The organism is Fibrella aquatica, from assembly GCF_041321135.1.
In the GTDB taxonomy this organism is placed as follows: domain Bacteria; phylum Bacteroidota; class Bacteroidia; order Cytophagales; family Spirosomataceae; genus Fibrella; species Fibrella aquatica.
In genome coordinates this window covers 275,655-298,391 of sequence record NZ_JBGGWF010000006.1, presented here as the reverse complement: position 1 = coordinate 298,391, position 22,737 = coordinate 275,655, and the positions used below count along the sequence as shown (strand labels likewise).

Annotated in this window: 19 protein-coding genes; 9 read left to right on the top strand and 10 right to left on the bottom strand. The window is 54.4% G+C overall.

Going from position 1 to position 22,737, the window contains the following annotated elements; translation table 11 throughout:
- Positions 1 to 407 precede the first annotated feature (407 nt).
- The 3 genes from ACAW87_RS16370 to vapB all read right to left on the bottom strand — a co-directional run bounded on the left by ACAW87_RS16370 (position 408) and on the right by vapB (position 2,755).
- Complete coding sequence (locus tag ACAW87_RS16370; protein WP_370724711.1) at positions 408 to 2,048, bottom strand: M28 family peptidase; 1,641 nt, start codon at positions 2,046 to 2,048, stop codon at positions 408 to 410.
- Between the two features lie 102 nt (positions 2,049 to 2,150).
- Positions 2,151 to 2,522 carry a type II toxin-antitoxin system VapC family toxin gene (locus tag ACAW87_RS16365; RefSeq protein WP_370724710.1) on the bottom strand — a complete coding sequence of 124 codons (372 nt, stop codon included), beginning with the start codon at positions 2,520 to 2,522 and terminating at the stop codon, positions 2,151 to 2,153.
- A complete protein-coding gene (gene vapB / locus ACAW87_RS16360) occupies positions 2,522 to 2,755 on the bottom strand; it encodes a type II toxin-antitoxin system VapB family antitoxin (RefSeq protein WP_370724709.1) in 234 nt (77 codons plus the stop codon). Before vapB ends, ACAW87_RS16365 begins: the two co-directional genes overlap by 1 nt.
- A gap of 134 nt (positions 2,756 to 2,889) precedes the next feature.
- Between vapB and ACAW87_RS16355 the strand changes: the two genes are divergently transcribed.
- The 5 genes from ACAW87_RS16355 to ACAW87_RS16335 all read left to right on the top strand — a co-directional run bounded on the left by ACAW87_RS16355 (position 2,890) and on the right by ACAW87_RS16335 (position 10,583).
- On the top strand, positions 2,890 to 5,661 hold the full coding sequence (locus ACAW87_RS16355) for a DUF1553 domain-containing protein (protein WP_370724708.1): 2,772 nt from the start codon (positions 2,890 to 2,892) through the stop codon (positions 5,659 to 5,661).
- Between the two features lie 134 nt (positions 5,662 to 5,795).
- A complete protein-coding gene (locus ACAW87_RS16350) occupies positions 5,796 to 6,164 on the top strand; it encodes an endonuclease domain-containing protein (protein WP_370724707.1) in 369 nt (122 codons plus the stop codon).
- Positions 6,165 to 6,371: 207 nt separating this feature from the next.
- A complete protein-coding gene (locus ACAW87_RS16345) occupies positions 6,372 to 7,874 on the top strand; it encodes a DUF1501 domain-containing protein (RefSeq protein ID WP_370724706.1) in 1,503 nt (500 codons plus the stop codon).
- A 70-nt stretch (positions 7,875 to 7,944) separates the two neighbouring features.
- Positions 7,945 to 8,985 carry a 6-bladed beta-propeller gene (locus ACAW87_RS16340; RefSeq protein ID WP_370724705.1) on the top strand — a complete coding sequence of 347 codons (1,041 nt, stop codon included), beginning with the start codon at positions 7,945 to 7,947 and terminating at the stop codon, positions 8,983 to 8,985.
- 107 nt (positions 8,986 to 9,092) lie between these two features.
- A complete protein-coding gene (locus tag ACAW87_RS16335; protein WP_370724704.1) occupies positions 9,093 to 10,583 on the top strand; it encodes a c-type cytochrome domain-containing protein in 1,491 nt (496 codons plus the stop codon).
- A gap of 97 nt (positions 10,584 to 10,680) precedes the next feature.
- Here ACAW87_RS16335 and vapC read toward each other — a convergent pair whose 3' ends face one another.
- From vapC to ACAW87_RS16310, 5 genes are all read right to left on the bottom strand, one after another.
- Positions 10,681 to 11,085, bottom strand: a complete 405-nt coding sequence (vapC, locus tag ACAW87_RS16330; protein ID WP_370724703.1) for a type II toxin-antitoxin system VapC family toxin — start codon at positions 11,083 to 11,085, stop codon at positions 10,681 to 10,683.
- A complete protein-coding gene (locus ACAW87_RS16325) occupies positions 11,085 to 11,276 on the bottom strand; it encodes a type II toxin-antitoxin system VapB family antitoxin (protein WP_370724702.1) in 192 nt (63 codons plus the stop codon). The genes vapC and ACAW87_RS16325 overlap by 1 nt, the downstream gene beginning before the upstream one ends.
- Before the next feature lie 54 nt (positions 11,277 to 11,330).
- Positions 11,331 to 11,816, bottom strand: a complete 486-nt coding sequence (locus ACAW87_RS16320; RefSeq protein ID WP_370724701.1) for an NUDIX domain-containing protein — start codon at positions 11,814 to 11,816, stop codon at positions 11,331 to 11,333.
- 114 nt (positions 11,817 to 11,930) lie between these two features.
- On the bottom strand, positions 11,931 to 12,482 hold the full coding sequence (locus ACAW87_RS16315; protein WP_370724700.1) for an LOG family protein: 552 nt from the start codon (positions 12,480 to 12,482) through the stop codon (positions 11,931 to 11,933).
- 101 nt (positions 12,483 to 12,583) lie between these two features.
- Complete coding sequence (locus ACAW87_RS16310) at positions 12,584 to 13,951, bottom strand: UDP-N-acetylmuramate--L-alanine ligase (RefSeq protein WP_370724699.1); 1,368 nt, start codon at positions 13,949 to 13,951, stop codon at positions 12,584 to 12,586.
- 184 nt (positions 13,952 to 14,135) lie between these two features.
- On the opposite strand from ACAW87_RS16310, the gene ACAW87_RS16305 reads away from it, so the two are divergent.
- A complete protein-coding gene (locus ACAW87_RS16305) occupies positions 14,136 to 15,824 on the top strand; it encodes an OmpA family protein (RefSeq protein ID WP_370724698.1) in 1,689 nt (562 codons plus the stop codon).
- Between the two features lie 8 nt (positions 15,825 to 15,832).
- Here the strand turns inward: ACAW87_RS16305 and ACAW87_RS16300 are convergent, their stop codons facing one another.
- Together ACAW87_RS16300 and ACAW87_RS16295 are read right to left on the bottom strand one after the other, a co-directional pair.
- Entirely contained in the window at positions 15,833 to 16,165 is a 333-nt protein-coding gene (locus tag ACAW87_RS16300; RefSeq protein ID WP_370724697.1) for a type II toxin-antitoxin system RelE/ParE family toxin, read from the bottom strand.
- The gene (locus ACAW87_RS16295; protein WP_370724696.1) at positions 16,155 to 16,385 is read right to left on the bottom strand and encodes a hypothetical protein; all 231 of its coding nucleotides are present in this window, start codon (positions 16,383 to 16,385) and stop codon (positions 16,155 to 16,157) included. Before ACAW87_RS16295 ends, ACAW87_RS16300 begins: the two co-directional genes overlap by 11 nt.
- Positions 16,386 to 16,543: 158 nt before the next feature.
- Between ACAW87_RS16295 and ACAW87_RS16290 the strand changes: the two genes are divergently transcribed.
- From ACAW87_RS16290 to ACAW87_RS16280, 3 genes are all read left to right on the top strand, one after another.
- Entirely contained in the window at positions 16,544 to 20,473 is a 3,930-nt protein-coding gene (locus ACAW87_RS16290) for a hydantoinase B/oxoprolinase family protein (protein ID WP_370724695.1), read from the top strand.
- Positions 20,474 to 20,545: 72 nt separating this feature from the next.
- Entirely contained in the window at positions 20,546 to 21,433 is an 888-nt protein-coding gene (locus ACAW87_RS16285; RefSeq protein ID WP_370724715.1) for a 3-keto-disaccharide hydrolase, read from the top strand.
- Between the two features lie 80 nt (positions 21,434 to 21,513).
- Positions 21,514 to 22,716 carry an Nramp family divalent metal transporter gene (locus tag ACAW87_RS16280; protein WP_370724694.1) on the top strand — a complete coding sequence of 401 codons (1,203 nt, stop codon included), beginning with the start codon at positions 21,514 to 21,516 and terminating at the stop codon, positions 22,714 to 22,716.
- The last annotated feature ends 21 nt before the right edge of the window (positions 22,717 to 22,737 follow it).

Sequence of the window (22,737 nt, the reverse complement as noted above, 5' to 3'; positions counted from 1 at the left end):
TTTCGCGCTGTGCAAGCGGATTGGTCCGGCGTCCCGGCTTGCGATATAAAAGGCACGAGCACATGCTCGCGCCAGCTGGCTTCGCCGTAATATATTGACTGACAATGGCTTTTTAAAATAAGCAGGTTGCTTCCGCAGCACTGGCGCGAGCATTTGCTCGTGCCTATAGTTTGCAAGCATCCGCTTGCACAGCGCGAAAGCGCAATATGGTAGAGAATAGAAGCCGTTTCTAAGCTTTCTATTTGCCCGCCTCTACCTTATTGCCCTGTCGGGCGGCAAGCGAATGCTTGCGATATAAAAGGCACGAGCACATGCTCGCGCCAGCTACGGCCAGCGTTGCGGGGGGATAAATAAAACGGGGGATTGATGTTGCCACCAATCCCCCGTTTATCAAAACAAACGCTTATTTACTTCTTGTTGCTGTCAACCTTCAGGCGTTCTTCACGGTTGGCGATTTCCCAGGCGGTGAAAAAGACCAGACGGGCCGTTTTTTCTGCCAGTTTGAAGTCGATCTTCTCTACATCATCCGTTGGCCGGTGGTAGTCGGCGTGGAGACCATTGAAGTAGAAGATGATGGGTATCTTGTGCTTGGCGAAGTTGTAGTGATCCGAACGGTAGTAGATGCGCTCGGGATCGTTCGGGTCATTGTATTTGTAATCCAGCTCCATCTTCGTGTTGGCATTGTTCTGCTCTTCGCTAATCTTGTGCAGATCGCTCGACAGTTTGTCTGAGCCGATTACGTAGATGAAGTTATCGTTGGGCGACTTGTCTTTGTGCAGGTCATCGACCCGGCCCACCATATCGATATTCAAGTCGGCCACCGTATTTTCGAGCGGAAAAAGTGGGGCAAAGTCAGCGTAGTATTCAGACCCCAGCAGGCCTTTTTCTTCGCCAACAACCGTCAGGAACAGGATTGACCGGCGAGGGCCTTTCCCTTCGGCTTTCGCTTTAGCAAACCCTTCGGCCAGTTCCATTACTGATACCGTTCCCGAGCCATCATCGTTGGCGCCGTTGTTAATCTGGCCGTCGGGGCTGATGCCGATGTGGTCGTAGTGGCCCGAAATAACCAGCACTTCGTCTTTCTTGTCGGTACCCTCCAGATAACCCGCTACGTTTTCGGTCTGTACGTTCTCATCGACGCGCTCTCCTTTCACCGATATTTTACCGGCCAGTTTGCCGATGGTGCTTGTGCCCATTTTGGCCATTTGGTCCAGCGCTTTCTTGAATTTATCAGGCTTCTGTCCCAGCAGAGCCGCGCCCATTTCTGTAGAAACCATAAACGTACCTATGCTGCCAGTATTTTCGGCACCGGCTTTCAGCGATAGTCGGTTGAAGCGCTGTTGCAAAGCACCCCGCTCGCGCAGCATTTGCTTGAAGGCTGCCGCATCGGCTGTTGAAATGACAAATACCTGAGCAGCACCTTTGTCTTTGGCAGCTGTCACTTTGGCCCGTATGCTTTCAGGCTTACCCCATTTCGACCCTTCTTTTGTGTTATTGATGGCCGATGTTCCGTCAGCGTTTTTAGGTTCACCGTCGAGCATCACCACGGCTTTCCCTTTTACTTCGAGGTTTTCGTAGTCATTGAATTTATCGTCTACGATACCATAGTTTACGAAAACCGTTTCGTAGTTGGTTTCGGTTGGCACCGAGAACAGGCCATTGAGCAGGAAATCGGTCAGGTACGTGAATTGCTTACCGCCCGCTTTTACGTATAGGTCGCCCCAATTCTTTTTATAGAGTGTAAACGGTTGCAGAAAGCCCATCGAACCATCGGCTTGTTTGGCAACGGGTTTCAGGCCGTAAGCGGCAAACTGACCGGCAATGAATGCTGCGGCTTTTTTCTGACCACGTGTGCCGGTTTCACGGCCCTCCATATCATCGGCGGCCAGAATACGCAGGTTTTTTTCGAGGTCAGCCGCTGTGACGGTCTGAGCGTAGGTAACAGCCGCCGCCGAAGTTGGCCCGGATGGGGTGGGTGCCTGAGCCAGCACAAACTGGCCGGTCAGCATAAGAAGGCCAGTCAGCCGACCAGCACGAAATGAATGCATAAAGTATATGTAAGGTGATGAACGCGTGTATTGTAAATCCAAAGATAAACGATTGACGGGCAGCGGATGGTATCTGCCGGCTCTTTGGTACGTATTACTGTTTCATTTTAGCAGTGCCACGTCATAAAGCGGAAAATTGGGATCGTGAGTTAGTAGCGTTAATCCTTCAGTTTGTGCCTGAGCAATTAGGATACGGTCAAATGGATCACGATGGTGCATCGGTAATTGCTGATAGACTAATAACTGTGGCAGAGAAATAGGGAGTATCTTAAAATCGCCTGGAACAATCCGATCAAGCGGATAGCGAACGGTGAGCTTTCCGATGCTCGTCTTTATGGCAATCTCCCAAAGCGATGCAATACTAAAATACTTCTCGTGATGCTCGTCTTCAAGCAATACGCTCCAGTCCGTTGACAACCGGGCGTCGTCATCAAGATGCCAGAGAAAGATATGGGTATCAACGAGCAAACGCATTAGTACATATAATCCTTAAGGTCGTCTAAAGGGGCATCGAAATCATCAGCAATGAACGTAATGATGCCTTTGCCTGCGCCTCGCTTGTTGGGCAGTTGAGGAGATGGAGCGTCATTAATGGGTTGCGTTTTAACTTTCTTGATCGCTAAAAACTCAATAAAATCAAGAACTTCAGCCTGTAGCTCAGGCGGCAACTGACTGGCTTTGCTATCAATTTGTTCTAAAACTGACATCCTTTCGCATGATTTTTACCAAATATACTAAACCAGGCTGACCTCCGTAAAATCGCGTAGCTGCTGGTCTATGGCTGGTACTGAAATATGATGCCGCTATGGTATTTGGAAGCTACCTATGCCTTTCTACTACTATGAGAACGAACGGATTATTAATCGGTGCAGTAGGAGCGGTGGCGGTTATCGCGTCGTTCGCCTTTTGGCGCCCTTTTGAACCTTCTGTCGACTTCAATACGCAGATCAAACCCATCCTTAACAAGAATTGCATTGCCTGCCATGGGGGCGTTAAAAAGGCGTCTGACTTTTCGCTGTTGTTCAAGCAGGAAGCGTTTGCTCCTGCCAAATCCGGTCACCCCGCCATTATTCCTGGCGACGCCGAGGGCAGCGAACTCATCCGCCGCCTGAGCCTGACCGATCCCGAGGAGCGGATGCCGCTGGATGCGCCTCCGCTCAAACCGGATGAGATCGAACTACTCAAAAAGTGGATCGATCAGGGCGCGGAATGGGGCGATCACTGGGCGTTTCAGCCAACCGAGTTGCCGAACGTACCCAGCATTGGCACAATCTGGAGCCGGATGGGCCTGACCTCGCACCCAGAAACCGACTGGGCAACAAACGAGGTCGATCATTTTGTGCTTTCAGCGCTTCGCGAGAAAGGCCTGACCCATTCGCCCATCGCCGACAAAGCCACGCTCCTGCGCCGCCTCAGTCTCGATCTCACGGGTTTACCTCCTACTGAAGCGGAAGCCGCCGCATTTATGGCCGACCCGTCGCCGGAAGCGTATGCCAAACAGGTCGATCGGATGCTGGCGTCACCTGCTTTCGGCGAAAAATGGGCCGGTATGTGGCTCGATCTGGCGCGGTATGCCGACACGAAAGGATACGAACGCGACCCCGGCCGTAAAATCTGGCGCTACCGCGACTACCTCATCAAAGCCTTCAACGCCGACAAACCCTACGACCAGTTTCTGACCGAGCAACTGGCTGGCGATCTGCTTCCTAAGGCAACCGACGAGCAACTGATTGCGACGGGTTTCCACCGAAATACGATGAACAACGATGAAGGCGGCACGCAGGACGAAGAGTTTCGGGTGGCGGCGGTCATTGACCGGGTAAACACTACCTGGGATGTGTTTCAGGGTACCACCTTTGCCTGTGTGCAATGCCACAGCCACCCGTACGACCCCTTCCGGCACGAAGATTACTACAAATACATGGCGTTTTTCAACAACGCCCGCGACGAAGACGTAACCACCGAAACGCCCACGTTACGCTTTTATAAAGGCGACGATTCGGCCCGGTTAGTGCAGTTGAGGCAGTTTGTCAGACAATCGGTGCGTGATCCGAAGCGGGCGGAGGCTGAGGTACGGCGGGTGGAAAAAATGGCCCGGATCGTGGAGCCGAAGATCAATTCGCACGATTTCGACCAATACGTCAACGCGTCGTTGCTCGATGCCAAGTTTTTCGGAGTGCAGCACAACGGCTCAGCCCGCATTAAACCGCTGACGCTTGCGGGACGTACCCGGCTCTACGTGGCCTGGGGTACGTCGGCCCCCGGCGCCCAGATGACTTTCCGACTCGACAGCCCCACGGGGCGCGTGCTTACTACCGTGCCGGTGCCAAATACAGGTGGCGCCTGGAGCGACTCGGTACAGGCTATTACGCTGCCTAACGTACCCGGAAAACACGCCGTTTATTTGTCGCTTAACAGCCCAACCAAACCAACCGAATGGGTAATGTTGAAATGGGTGTCGTTTCAGCCTTCGCTGGCCCCACAGGCCGAGAAAACGCTGTTGAGTCTGCTCAATAAAAACCCCGACCAAACGCCGATCATGCTCGACGGAACGGGTGAACTGGCTCGCAAAACCCATGTGTTCGTGCGCGGAAGCTGGCTCTCTCCCGGTGCCGAAGTCAAGCCCGACGTACCTGGTACGTTGCCACCGATGGACAGTGATGATCAGTCATTACCCCGCAACCGCCTCGGCCTGGCCCAATGGATGACCCGCCCCGATCACCCGCTGACCGCCCGCGTGGCCGTGAATCGGTTCTGGGAACAGCTTTTCGGCACTGGCATCGTTGAAACCGTTGAAGACATGGGCACGCAGGGTATTCAGCCCACCCACCGCGAACTGCTCGACTGGCTGGCCGTCAGCTTTGCCACCGACGATCAATGGAGCATGAAGAAACTGCTGAAACGAATGGTATTGTCGAGTACCTACCGGCAGCAATCGAACGCTACACCCGCCATGCTGGCCGCAGACCCGTATAACCGCTATCTGGCTCGCGGGCCACGGGTACGATTGTCGGCTGAGCAGGTACGCGATCAGGCGCTGGTAGTGAGCGGATTGCTGAACAAGAAGATGTACGGCCCCAGTGTGATGCCACCGCAACCCGACGGAATCTGGCAGTCGCCTTACAACGGCGAAGCGTGGGTACAGGCCAAAGACGGCGAGCAGTATCGCCGCGCGCTGTACACGTACTGGAAACGAACATCGCCCTACCCGTCGATGATCACGTTCGACAGTCCCAGCCGAGAGTTTTGCCAGATTCGTCGCTTGCGTACCAATACGCCCTTACAGGCGCTGGTGACGCTCAACGACCCGGTTTACGTAGAAGCCGCCCAACGTCTTTCCAGTTACATGATGCAGCACGGCTCGCTGCCCGACCAACAAATTCAGGCCGGTTTCCGCCGCCTGACGTTGCACGAGTTATCGCCGAAAAAGAAGGCTATTCTAACCAAATTGTACCGCGATACGGAGACCTACTACGCGAAGCACCCTACCGAGGCAGGTACGTTGCTCGGGCAGGGTGCTGTAGCTGGCACAGGTACGTTGCCCAAGCGAGCTGCTTTGATGGTGGTGGCGAATACGATGATGAATCTGGATGAGGTGATTGTGAAGGAGTGACCCCACCCCCCGGCCCCCTCCCCTGAAAACCAGGGGAGGGGGTGACTGAATTGGCGAAATTGGGCGATTTATTTTAGTTAGACGGATGGAAAAGTCATGTTTGATGGATTCGTTTTATTGGTAAAATATCTTTTATGAGCCAGTTACTACATAATCGAAAAGCGGTAGAGGAGGTGCGGCGGGGTCTTCGGAAGGAGCCGACTCGGTATGAATCTTTACTGTGGGAGCGGCTTCGTAGTAGTCAGTTAATGGGGCGCAAATTTCGGCGGCAACATAGCGTAGGTATGTATATCCTTGATTTCTATTGCCCCGCCGAACGATTGGCTGTCGAGGTAGATGGGAACGTACATTACTCGGACGAAGCAAGGTTACACGACGAAGAACGGGATGCGACAATGGCTCAACTCATGATCAAGACAATTCGCTTTACGAATGATCAGGTTGAGCGTGATATTGAAAAAGTGCTCGCTATGATAATTGACAGCTTTGGCTGGCAGCGATGACCCCACCCCCGGCCCCTCCCCTGAAAACAGGGGAGGGGAGTAAAGGTCACGATCCCGTTGGAAAGTAAGCTCCTTGGAGCTGAAGAAAAGGCACAGTATGGATTAACGCTTACGTAAGAAAGCAAGCTAATAGAACCAAAACGTACCTATCCAGTCACCCCCTCCCCTGGTTTTCAGGGGAGGGGGCCGGGGGGTGGGGTCAAACCAATGCAAAACCTAGCCAAAGAACTCCAGCAAGCCGCCCTTCGTCGCGAAACGCGGCGGCACTTCCTGCAAACCTGCTCAACGGGGCTGGGCGCTATGGCGCTGGGCTCCTTTATGGGTGGCTGCAATCCGTTTGGAAAAGCCGACAACGCCGCGGCGAGCATGCCGGGAACAGACGCGGTCGCTTCGTCGATGGACCCCCGGTTGTCGCAATTTGCGCCGAAGGCGAAGCGGGTGATCTACATCCATATGGCCGGGTCGCCGAGTCAGCTCGAACTGTTCGATTATAAGCCTGAGCTCCAGAAATACAACGGCAAAGACTGTCCGCAGGAATTGCTGACGGGCAAGAAGTTCGCCTTCATTCGCGGCGTGCCGAAGATGCTGGGCTCAACGGCCAATTTTAAACAGCATGGTCAGTCGGGCGCGTGGATCAGCGACTACATGCCGCATTTGCAGACCGTAGCCGACGAGTTGACGTTCATCAAATCTATGCATACCGACCAGTTTAACCACGCCCCGGCCCAACTGCTCATGCATACGGGTTCGGCTCGGCTCGGTCGGCCCAGCATCGGCTCGTGGGTGACCTACGGATTAGGCTCAGAGAACGACAACCTGCCCGGTTTCATCGTGCTGGCGTCGGGTGGAAAACAACCGGATGCTGGTAAGTCGGTGTGGGGGAGTGGTTTCCTGCCAACAGTGTACCAGGGTGTGCAATGCCGGACGGATGGCGACCCCGTGCTGTACGTGTCTGACCCCAACGGCATGTCGCGCGATATCAGGAAGCAGACGATCGAAGCCATTAACCAGATTAATGAGCAGGAATATCAGGAAGCCAAAGACCCGGAGATCCTGACCCGGATTTCGCAGTACGAGATGGCGTTCAAGATGCAGGCGTCGGTGCCCGATGCGATGGCTATTGGCGGTGAGCCGCAGTATATTCTCGATGCCTATGGCGTTGATCCCAACAAAGGCTCGTTTGCCCGTAACTGCCTGCTTGCCCGTCGATTGGCCGAACGGGGTGTGCGCTTCATTCAACTCTTCGACTGGGGATGGGATACGCACGGTACAAGTCAGGATACATCCGTCGATATTGGTTTGAAGGAAAAGTGCAACGAGTCAGACAAGGCAGTGGCGGCGTTGATCAATGACCTGAAGCAGCGCGGTATGCTCGACGATACGCTGATTGTCTGGGGCGGCGAATTTGGCCGGACACCCATGCAGGAAAACCGCGACGGCCAAACGCAAGCCTTCCACGGTCGCGATCATCACCTCGACGCTTTCACGGTCTTTATGGCGGGCGGCGGCATGAAACGGGGACTTACCTACGGCGAAACCGACCCAATCGGTTACTATGCGGTAAAAGACAAAGTCCATATTCACGACTTGCAAGCCACCATCCTGCACCAACTAGGCTTCGATCACACCAAACTGACCTATAATTTTCAGGGCCGCCCGTTCCGACTTACCGACGTGGCAGGTAAAGTAGTGAAAGGGGTTTTGGCCTGATAACAGGAAAATTAACCCCTGGCTCCCTTTTACACTATATTGATCGTCTGACTCTACCTAAACTACTACTATGCAATCGAGACGTACCTTTTTGAAACATACCGCCCTGGCGTCGGCGGCACTGACAGCACCGGCGTTCACCAGCCGTAAAGAAGAAGCCGTTGTTGTTGGACACGGCGCTAATAAATACCGGGTCGTGGCCAACTGGGGCGTGCTCGATGCCGGTAAGAACCCCGTTAATGATTGCCACGAAATGGTGCAAGATGCCAAGGGGCGCATCATTATGCTGGGCAACGAAACCAAAAATAACGTACTGATCTACGACAAGTCGGGCAAGTTGCTGAATTCGTGGGGAACTACGTACCCCGGTGGCCACGGCCTCTCGATTGGCACTGAAGGCACGGAACAGTACCTGCTCATTTGCGACACTGACCGGCATCAGGTTATCAAGACCGACCTCAACGGCAAGGAGTTGATGAAGATCGACTACCCACGCGAAACGGGCGTGTACGACTATCCCGGCAAGTTTAAACCTACCGAAACGGCTATCAACCCGGCCAATGGCGATATCTACATTGCCGATGGTTACGGCTCGAACTACATCACCCAGTTCGACCGGACGGGCAAGCTCATTCGCTATTTCGGCGGGGCAGGCAACGCCAACGAACAGTTCGACTGCTGCCACGGCATTGTGGTCGATACGCGCAACCCAGCGAAACCAACGCTGATCGTGACCGACCGGCGGCATAACTGCCTGAAACGCTTTACCCTCGACGGTAAATACATCAGCACCATCGCCCTGCCGGGTTCCTACGTGTGTCGACCTGTTATCAAAGGCGATGTGCTCTATGCCGCCGTCTTCCGCAGCACGTCCGACAGCTACCCCGATTCCGGGTACGTTCAGATTCTGGACAAGAATGACAAAGTGGTATCAACGCCCGGTGGTTCGGCCCCAACGTACCTGAATGGCCAACTTCAGGAGCAACGCAAAGATCGCTCGTTCATGACCTTCATGCACCCCCACGACGTGCTGGTCGACGCCGACGAAAACCTCTACGTAGCTCAATGGGCCTCGCGGAAAACGTACCCAATCAAGTTAGAACGCGCGTAACAATTTACGAATTACGAGGGACGAATTACGATTTGCTTCGCCGAATCAGAGTTCGTCCTTAAAAGCGAAGCTAAATCGTAATTCGTCCCTCGTAATTCGTAATTCCTATGCTTTTCCTCCAGGCTCAACCCGCTGATTGGGTATTGTTTTTCGGGCGGTTTCACCCGCTGATCGTGCATTTGCCGATTGGGTTTCTGCTCATTGCCGGTATTCTCGAACTGGGGCGGCGGCTGGGTAAACTGCAACTCAGCAACGGCACTATGTCCACGATTCTATTCGGGTCGGCGGTCAGTGCAACGCTGTCTTGTGTGTTCGGCTATCTGCTGTCGCTGGGCGGTGGCTACGACAAGGAAATTCTCGACGAACACATGTGGCAGGGCATTGGCGTGGCCGTTTTCGCCTGGATTGCCTGGGCCGCTACGAGCGATTTCCTGCTGAAACGCCTTTCGTTTGGTAGCGTACTCTACATGCCTGCACTGGGGCTGTCGCTGGTGGCGTTGCTGATTGCGGGGCATCATGGTGGGTCGCTCACGCATGGTTCCGACTACCTCACGCAGTACACGCCCGGCCCGCTTCGTACCATCGCGGGCTTACCGCCCCGTGCGGCGAGTGTCGCGTTCAAGGCAAAACCAATCACCGATGTCAATCAGGCGCTGGTGTACGAACAGATCGTGAACCCGATTTTGCAGACGCGCTGTGTGCAGTGCCACAACGCCGAAAAATCGAAAGGCGATCTGCGGATGGATACGCCAGAAAATCTACTAAAAGGAGGAGGAGACGGTCCCATTTTCGTAGCCGGAAAAGGGGCCGACAGTGAGATGATCAAGCGGTGTCTGCTCGATGAGGATGATGAGCACCACATGCCGCCCAAAGGCAAAACACCCCTGATTGAGCAACAAATAACCCTGCTCACCTGGTGGATCGATCAGGGCGCGTCGTTCGACAAGAAGGTGGCCGATTTGGCGGTAACGGAAACGGTAAAGCCGGCGCTGGCGTCGCTGGGTCAAACTACCGGTGGGGATATCAGTAGTTCAGCCGGTCTGCTGGCTGAGACGAAACCGGCAGGTCCCACGCCCCTGTCGCCCGTATTGACGATGAAGGTGCCGGCAGCGGATTCAAAAGTTATTGACGAACTGAAAAAGACGGGTTTACTGGTGCTGCCGTTATCGAAAGAAAATAACCAACTGGAAATCAGTGCGGTCAATGTACGCACGCTGACCGACGCTCAAGTGGCGGGTTTGGTCAAACTAGCTGATCAGATCGTATGGCTTAAACTGGGCGACACCCAAATTACCGACGCGGCGATGGCTTCGATCGCCAAACTGAAAAACCTGCAAAAGCTACACCTCGAACGTACCCAGATTACCGATGCGGGTCTGAAAAAACTAACCGGCCTTATGTACCTGGAATACCTGAATCTCTACGGCACCGCCATCACCGACGCTGGCCTCACCAGCCTAAGCGATTTGAAAGCCCTGCGAAGTGTTTACGTCTGGCAAACAAAGGTCACCGAGTCCGGCATCGCGGCCTTGAAAAAAGCCCTACCCAACATAGAAGTAGTAGGCGGTATGAGCGAAAGCGGCGTAGCAAAACGTTGATCTGGTGTCCGTTGGACAAGCGGTCTATGGTGCCTAGGCGTTCTTGTGTAGGGGCGGCCCATCGTGGCCGCCCCTACAGATCAATCATCTTGGGTGATTAGGAACGGCTGGCTTTTAGCGTAGACTGGCTGGCAATCAAATCAAAATCCGAATCATTGTGCAGGAGCGTTATATCAGCCTGGATTGCGTAATAGGCAATTAGGCAGTCATTTGCTTTCCGGATGGTCACGCCTTTTTTGCGGAGCGCTCGGTACAGGTCAGCCGCTCCGATGGCAGTCAAAAAGGCATCTGCCTGAAAACAGTTGAGTGCCAATAAGCTGGTCCGGATCAGCTCATATTGTTTGTCATCACGAACACCCTGTAGGGTTTCCTGTACGATGACAGGCGCAATCCAAATTGGGTGGTTAGCCGCCAGGTAAACAGCTACACGATTTGTTTGAGGGCTGTCGATGCCTTTGAACCAGTCAACCCAAACGGTTGTGTCGACGAGAATAGGCTCCATTAATGACGACGCATGGCATCAATATCACCGTCCCAAACTACTTTGCCACGCAACGAAAGCAGTTGTTGGCGTTGAAGTTGCTTAACGAAGTTGTCTAAAGCTAAGGTCACTACTTCTTTCTTCGTTTTAGCATTACTCAGCTTCAGTGCCTGCTCAACAAGTGTAGCGTCTAGGTCAATGTTCGTCCTCATGATCCTGTCGATTTATACACAAAGATAACGAGATTTTGGTGTATAAAAGACTGGTTACCCTTTCCGCTTCGCCAGCCAGTCGCGTACGGCGGGGCCGGTGCCGAAGGGCCAGGGACGAAGTTCGCTGATAGGCGTGAGCTTATAGGCCTGTAGCTCGGTGGTATCCATCACAATATCGCCCGTGGCGCGAACGTGGTAGGTGAAAATAATTTCGTTGCGCTGGTAGAAGGTGTAAATGCCCAGAAACTCCACGATCTCGACCTGCGTGAGGCCAATCTCTTCCCTGATTTCGCGCAGGATGGCATCGGCGGGTTCTTCGCCCCGTTCCAGAAAACCCGTCACCAGCCCGAACCAATCGGCGGGCCAGCCGATGTTCTGCGTCAGCACCACCGTATCGTTATCGTATTCCACAATAGCCCCCACCACCGGCAGCGGATTATCGTAGAAGACGTACCCGCAAGGCTTCGAGCAAACCAGTCGGTCGCGACCGCTAGCTTCTTTGACTTCCAGCGGCGAAGCGCAAACGGGGCAGAACTTCATGATTGGTTTGTGGTTTGTCGTTTGTCGTGTGAGGTTTGTGGTTGCGTTGCTAATCAACGAATCTGTGCATCGGCAGCGCAACTACAAACCACAGACTACAAACTACAAACTAATTTAAATCTCATTCCAGAATGCCTCGATCGCGCCCAGGGCTTCATCCACGGTTTCGACAACGATGAGGAGGTCTCTGTTTTCGGGTTTCAGGAAACCGTCTTCTACGCAACGGTCGAGTTGTTGAAGCATCAGGTCGTAATAGCCATTGACATTGATCACGGCAATAGGGCCATCATACAATTTCAATTGACGCCAGGCCAGGATCTCGAACAGCTCGTCGAAGGTGCCGTAGCCGCCGGGCAGTGTAATCACGCCTTTGGCCAGCGTCACCATTTTATACTTGCGCTCGTGCATCGTTTCCACGAAGTGCATCTCTGTCAGCGTTTGGTGAGCCACCTCCAGCTTGGCCAGGAAGTTAGGAATTACGCCCGTCACTTCACCCCCTGCGCTGATGACCGTATCGGCCACGTTGCCCATCAGGCCAAATCCACCTCCGCCGTAGATCAAACGGATGTTCCGCTCGGCCATCTTTTGGCCCAGTTCAACAGCTATTTCTTTGTAAATAGGTTTGGTTCCGGGTGAAGAACCACAGTAAACGACAATGCTATGCATGGGAAAAAATGTTCAATGTTTAAGGTTCAATGTCTAAGGTTGCTTCGCTAGGGAAACTTCTTAAACGCCGCGAAGCAACGTTAGACATTGAACCTTGAACGTTAGACTAATTTAGTCAGATCCATCCCGCCGAACGTACCTGAACTCATCATCAGGAATATATCGGCGTTGGCGCTGTTTTGTTTGATAAATGATTCGAGGTCAGTTGTTACGGTGAAAACCTGTAAGCCCGGTTTATCGAAAGCAGCCAAAATGTCGGACGGAGAAATGGGTTCCAGGCGTTTGATGGCCAGCGTGTGCTCATTGAAATAAACGGCCGCTATATCGGCCGCGGCGAGCGTTTGGTGGTATTCGGCCAGAAACGCCTTGTTCAGGCTGCTGAACGTATGTAACTCCACGCAGGCCAGCAGCTTTTTGTCGGGATACTGTGCCTTCACCGCTTCGGTCGTTGCCTCTACTTTCGAGGGCGCATGGGCAAAATCGCGGTACACGATCTTACCGCCTGCCTGCATCACCGTTTCGAGCCGCCGGGCCGCTCCCCTGAACGTCTGAATAGCTTCGTAGAACTGCTCGTCCGTAATGGCCAACCGATCACAAACGGCCATAGCCCCGGCGATGTTTTTCATGTTGTGCAGGCCAAAAACCTGTAGTGGCACTTCGCCACCCGCTGCCGTGGTCAGGTACGTATGTCCATTGCGAATCACGTGCGGATGCGCTAGATAAGGCACCTTCTGCACGTCGTGCCGTTCTTTTTCGCCAATCACATCGAGCATATTATCCGTCTCGTCGAAGAGTAGCACACCCGATTTGGGCATCTGATCGGCCAGCAATTCAAACTGATCGACGTATTCTTCGTAGGTCGGATAAATGTTGACGTGGTCCCAGGCAAGGCCGCTGATAAGCGCCATGTGCGGCTGGTAATGCAGAAACTTCGGCCGACGGTCGATGGGAGAGGAGGCGTATTCGTCGCCTTCGATGATAATGACCGGTGCTGAATTCGCCGACGTATCGTCGGTCAGGCTCACCATCGTATCGAATCCGTCGAGTTGCGCCCCTACCAGGTAATCGAACTTGCGATGATGGTACTTTAGTACGTGCAAAATCATCGACGTAATAGTTGTTTTGCCGTGACTACCGGCAATCACTACCCGCTGTTTCTGTTGGCTCTGCCTGAAAATAAATTCGGGATACGAGAACACCGTAATGCCCAGGGCGCGGGCTCGTTCCAGTTCTGGGTTGTCGACGCGGGCGTGCATACCCAGAATAACGGCATCGAGTCCGGTATGAACGCGGTCAGGAAACCAGCCCATTTCGGCGGGGAGCAACCCTTTTTGCTGAAGCCGGGTGCTGGCGGGATCATAAATCTCGTCGTCGGAACCCGTTATGGTGTGGCCTTGCTGATGAAGGGCCAAAGCGAGGTTGTGCATGGCACTCCCACCGATGGCAATAAAATGATAGGCCTGCGGCATGAAGATTGGTGGAGAAAAGTGTTTGTGGTGTGTTGTTTGTGGTTACGCTGCCAAGTCGAAATCTGGTAGATTGGCAGCGCAACCACAAACAACACACCACAAACCACAAACTGTTCAGAAGTTAAACTGGTAGACGAAGGTAGCCACTATCTTCGTTTAGCGAATAATGAGTTGCCCACTGACTATGAAATGGATAAACGGCCTGACGGTCGGAATGTTACTGACCGGATACGTTCAGGCGCTGGCGCAAGCTCCGGCGGCGGCGGGAAGCGCGTTGCCTTATAAAGGTGAAAACCTTGGCCCACAGGTCAATTCGACCTATAACGAAGGTACGCCACTCATCAGTCCAGACGGGAAAACGCTGTATTACACCCGCGAAGATCACCCCAACAACACAATGTTTGCCGACAAAGACAACGGCAGCACTGATATCTGGTATTCCGACTGGCAACCGAGCAATCAGTGGGGCCCTGCCCGCCGGTTGGGCGCGCCGCTGAATCAGTTCAACCACAACGCCGTGTTCAGCATTACACCCGATGGTAACTCACTGTTGCTACGGGGAGCGTATGTAAACGGCCGCTACGAAACGCGCGGTTTCTCGGTCAGCAAGCGCGTGAATGGCAACTGGAGTACGCCCGAAAAAATGGTCATTGCCAACTACGAAAAGATGAGCAAAGGCGCGTTCGACTTCGCCTACCTCACCGTCGACGGCAAGACCTTGCTGCTATCGTTCAGCGAAAAAAAGAACGGCCTGAAAGATGACCTGTACGTATCATTCCGCCAGAAAAACGGCACCTGGAGCCAGCCGATGAACCTCGGCGCCGATGTGAATACCGAGGAATTTACCGAAACAACCCCTTTTCTGGCTCCGGATGGTAACACGCTCTATTTCTCAACAAACCGCCCCGGTGGACAAGGTGATAACGATGTGTGGGTAACCCGCCGGGTCGACAAAACCTGGAAACGCTGGTCGAAACCGCAGAATCTTGGCCCTACGGTCAACACCGACGGTTACGACGCTTATTATTCTATTTCGGCGCTGGGCGATATGGCCTATATGACGACCTTCAAAAACACACAGGGCGGTAAAGGCGGCGACATTGTTCAGATCAAACTCTTCGAAGATACTAACCCTAGAGGAGGAACTGATTCGACTACGCTGGCGCAAAATCCGGCAAAAGCTGGCGGTGGTGGCGATAACAACCCCGCCGCCGATGACCTGACACGCCCCGGTGCGGTAGCCATGATTTCGGGCAAGGTGATCGACCAGAAAACGGGCCGACCCATTGCCGCCGAAATTATTTACAACACCCTGCCCGATGGGGCTGAAGCAGGTCGTGCCACGGCTGACCCGGCTACGGGCGAGTACAAGATCATTCTGCCCTATGGTCAGAAGTACACGATGCGGGCCGTAACGCCCAACTACATTGCCGAAGGCGAAAACGTGGACTTGACTGGTGGCCCCACCGACAAGAAAGGGTTTGTCGAGATCAAAGGCCGCGAGTTAAAGCTGGTTCCGATCGAAGTAGGCCAATCTATCCGGCTGAATAATATCTTCTTCGACACCGGAAAGTCAATCCTGCGCGATGAATCGGCCCCGGAACTCGACCGGATGGTGGTGGTGATGAACGAGAACCCCAAACTTGGCATTGAATTGGGCGGGCATACTGATAACACCGGCTCAAACGAGATAAACGCTAAGCTCTCGCAAGACCGCGCCGACGCCGTACGTGAATACCTGATCGGCAAGGGCGTTGAACCTGACCGTATTGCCAGCAAAGGCTACGGCGAAACCAAACCCGTTGCGCCTAACGACTCCGACGCCGGCCGCCAGCAAAACCGCCGCGTAGAGTTCGTAATCACGAAGAAGTAGGGGGGCAGTTAAGCCAAGTCATTCTCAATCAACAAACGCTCAATCTCTTGGTCGGAAATGGTTGCCTGATCTGCTTTGTCGAAAATAGACAGGAGCGTGACTGATTCCTGCAAAGCCACTACGCAGGAAATTACTCGGGCACCACCTCGCTTACCACGACCTTTACTTTTGATGGCCAAGCGAATTTTGTAGCAGTTTCGCCCCAGCGGTGAGCCTTGTTCTGGATTTTCGGCGAGACTTTCCCCCAGAACTTCTACGTCTTGTTTAAGCGACGGGTATTTCTTGGCTAATCGCTTCAACTCCTTGACAAAATTCTCGGAGGTAAGGATATCATAACTCATTCAATACATCTTTAAGAGGCCGCGTTTTCAGCGTGCCTTTTTGCAATGCGATGTAGTCTTCTTTGAGTTGATTGAGTAGTTGTTCTTTCGTCGGCGCGGCGTCATCCTGAATAAGATTGGCCAGTTGCTCCCGTTCTTTTGCCGGAAACTGTTCGCGAATCAGTTGGGCCAATTGGCTCAGACTAACGTCCGTTGACGGGGTATGAAGGATAGCTTCCATAGAGATACACTTGGTTTAACGAAGATAAAGAAAGTAGGGAGTTAGCAACAGAACAGGCGAATCGGTAGCGAGGTTTCAACCGTAACGCGGACTTCAGTCCGCATGATTATTGCTCAACTATGCGGACTGAAGTCCGCGTTACGTCCTAATTTGCAGGCATGTGGCAAATCTGGATTGACACGGGCGGCACCTTTACCGATGGCCTCGCCCGCGACCCAAACGGGATTATTCATCGCATCAAAGTATTAAGCAGCAGTCGGCTGCGTGGGCAACTTATCGACGGCCGAGTGGTGGCTCCCTGGTTGACCGCGCCAATCTTCGACGGCTATATGCTGCGTGTGGTTGATACGGACAACACCCCGCTCCAGCGGGGCAAGCTGTACCTGGTTCAGGCGCTGGCCGTTGATGGGCAACTCACGTTGGCCAGCGGGGATAACGTACCCAGCCAAACCGTTACCATCGAACTCTTTTCTGGTGAAGAAGCGCCGGTACTGGCGGCTCGGCTACTAACGCAAACACCGCTGAGTCAGCCGTTTCCTGAACTGGAAATGCGGCTGGGAACCACACGAGGCACCAACGCTCTGCTCGAACGGAAAGGTGCACGGGTGGCCTTGCTGGTGACAGAAGGTTTCCGCGATCTGCTGGTGATCGGCACCCAACAACGGCCTGATCTGTTTCAACTCGCCATTCCACTCGCTGAGATTCTCTACGAAACCGTGCTCGAATTACCTGAGCGCATCGCCGCCGACGGATCGGTTTTGCAGACGCTTTCGATCGAAACCATACAGTCGCTGATTGCGCAACTGCATGCCGAACAACCCGAAGCTGTGGCCATTTCGCTGTTGAATGCCTACCAAAATCCAGCCCACGAGCAACAACTGGCCGACGCCTTAACTGAAGCCGGTTTTCCCGTAGTCTGTACATCGACCAGCCTGTCGACAGCGCCGGGCTATGTGTCGCGTACGCAGACAACCGTGATCAACGCGTACCTGACGCCGGTACTGGCCCAATACCTGAATAATGTCCAGTCGCAATTGGGCGGCCGCGCCGTGCGGGTGATGACCAGTGCGGGCGGACTGGTTCGGGCCGATCTGTTTCAACCGAAGGATAGTTTGCTGAGTGGTCCGGCGGGGGGCGTAATCGGTGCAGCAGCCGTAGCCCAGCATGAAGCCTTGCTCACGCTCGATATGGGCGGCACCAGCACCGATGTGGCCCGACTCGAAAACGGTCAGCCCGATTACCGGTTCTCAACGCCCATCGGTCCGTTCGACCTGCAACTGCCTTCACTGGCCATTGAAACCGTAGCAGCGGGTGGCGGCTCTATTTGCTGGTTCGATACATTGACGGGCCAATTACGCGTCGGCCCCAAGAGTGCGGGTGCTAACCCCGGCCCGGCCTGCTACGGCGTGGGTGGGCCGTTGACAATTACTGATGTAAACTTGCTTTTGGGTAAACTAGACCCGCAGCAGTTCGGGATTCCGGTGTTTCTGGCCAAAGCTCAGGCGGCACTCGATACCATTGTTGAGCAGGTAAGCCAGACCACGAACCCCGCCTCAGCGGGGCAGGCTGTACCTGCCGATGCGCTTGAGTTGTTGCAGGGTTTCGAACGGATCGCCGACGAAATAATGGCCGGGACAATCCGAAAAATCTCAGTCTCACGCGGCTTTGATCCCGTCAACTATAGCCTACTCGTCTTCGGCGGCGCGGGTGGGCTACATGGTTGCTCCGTTGCCCGGCTATTGGGTATGAACCGACTCATTCTCCCCTTCGATGGTGGGCTGCTAAGTGCCTACGGAATTGGTCAGGCGCAGATTGAACGGCGCGCCAGTCGATCCGTGCTGCAGCCGCTTTCGACCATATTCAATCAGCTTTCGCCTTGGATCGACGACCTGACCGAACAGGCGACGGCGGCCCTTCGGCAGGATATTCCGGCGCACGACGTAGCGTTGTCGGTCGAGGCTACGCTGTTTTTGCGGCTGCAAGGTCAGGAAACTACCATTCCGGTCAGCGTAGCCGATAACGTACCTGATACGCTGGAAGCCGCGTTCCAACGCGATTACCAACAATTATACGGTCACCTGCCCGCTGGAAGATCCATCGAGGTCGAAAGTCTGCGCGTAACTGTACGAACAACCAGCCCCGAGACCGAAGCAGACTCGCTCACCGCCGCCGAAGAAATGGAAGCCAAACCCGTTTCCCAGATAGGCACGTACCCGGTCTACGACTGGACGACGCTTCAGCCCGGCCACACGCTCACCGGACCAGCTTTACTGCTCAATACGACGTCATCAGCATTTATTGAAGCAGGTTGGGAGGTAACGGTGCAGGGAGATATGACGGCGGTGGTTACTACCCTCACCCCCAGCCCCTCTCCCACGTTGGGAGAGGGGAGTCGCACTACAGTAGCTCCGCTATTAAGCGTAGCATTACCCCCCTCTCCCACATTGGGAGAGGGGCCGGGGGTGAGGGTAGTCATCCAGCTCGAACTCTTCACCCAACGGTTTCGGGCTATTGCTGAGGAGATGGGCGCGCAATTGCAGCGGACGGCGTTTTCGGTGAACGTGAAAGAACGGCTCGATTTCTCCTGTGCCCTGCTCGACGCGAACGCCCGATTGGTGGTAAACGCGCCACATATTCCGGTGCATCTGGGTAGTCTAGGTGTTTGTGCCCGCCTGACGCTGGCGAAGCTGGACCAGGATGGAACGCCACTCGCTCCCGGCGACGTGGCGGTGACGAACCACCCGAAATATGGCGGTTCGCACTTGCCCGACGTAACGCTGCTGCAAGGTGTATTCGATGAAAACCACAGGCTGATTGGGTACGTAATCAACCGGGCCCACCATGCCGAGATTGGCGGACGAACACCCGGCTCTATGCCACCCGATGCTACCTCGCTCGTTGAAGAAGGGGTGGTGCTGGAACCGCAGTTTCTGGTGCGAAATCGGCAGTTTTTATGGGATGATGAGTTCAGCGGAGTGTCACTCCGCTCTTCTGACGGAAAACGAAGTAGCACTCCGTTGAACATCGTCTTTTCGCAGGCAACGTACCCAACGCGTGCGCTGGCCGAGAACCGGGCCGATCTGGAAGCAGCCATTGCGTCATTACGGGCGGGCGAAACAGCCTTGCAGAATCTGGTGCGGGCGCATGGCCTCGATTTGGTTCATCAGTACATGGAGCGGCTCCAGCAATCGGCCGCCGACGCGATTCGGACTGTGTTAACGCAGTATGACGGGCAGGAATTTACCGCCATTGAAACCCTTGATGATGGGCATCCAATTCAGGTACGTATGACGGTAGACAATCAGCAACTTACCATCGATTTGCGCGGAACGGGCGCGGTGCATCCCAATAACCTCAACGCTAATGTATCGATTCTGCATTCGGCGGTGCTGTACGTATTACGACTGTGGGTCGGCGAGCAGATCGACGCAACCAATATTCCGCTCAACGAAGGGTTGATGGCTCCCGTACGCTTTATTTTGCCCGAATCATCGTTTCTGAACCCGATTTTTCCTGAAAATTCAGCCGACTGCCCGGCGGTGGTGGGGGGGAACACCGAGGTCAGTCAGCGGCTGGTCGATACGTTGTTAAAGGCGTTGGGGCTGGCGGCGTGCAGTCAGGGAACGATGAACAACTTTCTGTTTGGCAACGATTCGGTGGGTTACTACGAAACCATCGGTGGTGGCGCGGGGGCGACGCGCGGACAGGCGGGACGGTCGGGTGTGCATCAGCACATGACGAATACCAAACTCACTGACCCCGAAACGCTGGAACGGCGCTATCCCGTGCGGCTGTGGCGGTTCAGCCTCCGGCCTAGTTCGGGTGGGGAAGGCCAATGGCGTGGCGGCGACGGACTTATCCGCGAACTAGAGTTTCTGGCCCCGTTACAGGCCACGCTCGTGAGTCAGCACCGCCTGGTGGCACCTTACGGCCTCGATGGCGGTGAACCGGGCGTAGTAGGTCGCCAAACGTTGATTTTCCCTGATGGAAAGGAGGAAACCCTCCCCGGCCTCTTTACCCGACAAATGCTCACCGGCGAACGCATTCGCCTGGAAACACCCGGCGGCGGCGGCGTAGGGGAGAAGTAGTACCGAAGCTCCAGCTTCGGTAGTAATAAACTAGCCTTGACTACCGAAGCTGGAGCTTCGGTGCTACCTGACATGAAGACTTTTTTCTATCTCCTCGTAACCCTCATCACCCTTCCCGCTTTTGCGCAAAAGAAAGCGGACAAAGAAGAATGGCTGTCGCTGTTCAATGGTAAAGACCTTAGTAACTGGGATATAAAAATCACCGGTTATCCGCTGGGCGAAAACTACGGCAACACCTTCCGCGTCGAAAAGGACATGATTCGTATTGCGTATGACCAGTACTCTACATTTGATGGGAAGTTTGGACATATGTATTTCAAGCAGCCGTTTTCGCACTACATCCTGCGGTTCGACTACCGGTTTACGGGCAACCAAACGCCCGGTGGTGCCAGCTGGAACGTGCGGAATAGCGGTATTATGTTTCATTCGCAATCGGCGGCGAGCGTGAGCTTGAAGCAGGATTTTCCGGTGTCGCTGGAAGTGCAAACGCTGGGTGGCCTGAGCAACGGTAAACCCCGGCCAACGGCCAATCTGTGTTCGCCAGGTACGTTGGTGAAGCAAAAAGGGCAGGTGAACCCGCTGCACTGCATTGAATCGACGTCGAAAACCTACGACGGCGATCAGTGGGTGACTGTGGAAGTGCTGGTGCTGGGCGATTCGCTGATCGAGCACCGCATGGAAGGCAAAACGGTACTGGCCTACGAACATCCTGTCACCGACGCTGTGTTTATCAGTAAAGACAACGACTACGAACAGGCGGGCGTAGCCGACGCCACCTATTGGCGCGCCAGAGCTGGAAAGCCACTCAAAGGAGGCTATATTGCCCTCCAAGCCGAAAGCCACCCGATCGACTTCCGTAACCTGAAAGTGCTGAACCTCAAAGGCTGCATGAATAAGAAAGCCAAAAACTACAAGTCATATTATGTCGAGGCTGATGAGGCTTCGTGTGTGTTTAAATAGCGTTCAAAGTTCAACGTCTAAGGTTCAACCGCACCGGCGGACCGGTTGAACCTTAGACGTTGAACTTTGCACCCAACAAAATGCCCAAATCTCTCTCCCTACGCTCCGGTCTTGGAAGCATCTTATTCTGGTCGGTTATTTCGGCGGCGTTCATTGGGCCGGGAACGGTGACTACCTGCGCTATGGCGGGCTCACAATTCGGGCTGACGTTGCTGTGGGCACTGACGTTCTCTACCGTTGGGACTATTCTATTGCAGGAAGCGGCGGCCCGCATAACCATTGGGTCGGGGCTAAGTTTGGGCGAACTACTTACGCATGTGTATGGCGGTCGCGTCAAGTGGTTGATTGTGTGTTTGTTTGGCGCGGTAGCGCTGGGCTGTGCGGCTTATCAGGCAGGTAATATCCTGGGTGCCGTGGCGGGCTTGTCGATGCTGTTTCCGGGCACGTCGGCTAAGGTGCTGACGGGCTTGGTTGGGCTGGTTTGCGTGGCGTTGCTGGCTAAGGGATCAACGCAGCTCATTGCTAATTTTCTGGGTCTGATCGTGTTCGGTATGGGCGTCGCGTTTGCCTACGTGGCCGTCAGTGCATCGCCCAATGCGGGTGAGCTGGCGCAGGCGCTGGTCTTGCCCAGGCTGCCGGGCGGTTCGCTGGTGCTGGTAATTGGCTTGATCGGAACCACCATTGTGCCGTACAACCTGTTTCTTGGTTCTGGCCTGAGTCAGGGCGGCAGTGATCCCGAGCAGGCGCTGGTTGACATGCGTCTGGGAATCGGGCTGGCCGTGCTAATCGGTGGCCTTATTTCAATGGCGATTCTGGTGTCAGGTACGTTGATTTCGGGTACATTCTCCTTCCAAACCGTGGCGCAAACGCTCACTGCCCGGTTGGGGAGCTGGGCAGGTGCATTGTTTGCTTTCGGACTGTTTGCGGCCGGGTTCACTTCCGCCCTAACTGCCCCGCTGGCCGCTGCCGTAACGGCCAAAAGCCTGCTTGGCTGGTCTGAAACGTCGATGCCGTATCGAGTAGTTTGGCTTGTAGTGATGGCCGTTGGGCTCACTTTCGGGCTGTTGGGCGTGAAACCGGTTCCGGTCATTATTCTGGCGCAGGCGGCCAACGGGTTGTTGTTGCCCATCGTTACGGTCTTTCTGCTGATTGCCGTCAACAACAAAACGGTGATGCCCGCCGCTTACCGTAACCGCCTCTGGCAAAACGTGGCTATGGGTTTGGTGGTGCTGGTAACGGCTTTTCTGGGCCTTCGAAACGTGTGGCTGGCACTATTCGCCTGATTCGCTTATGTATGTAAAGAG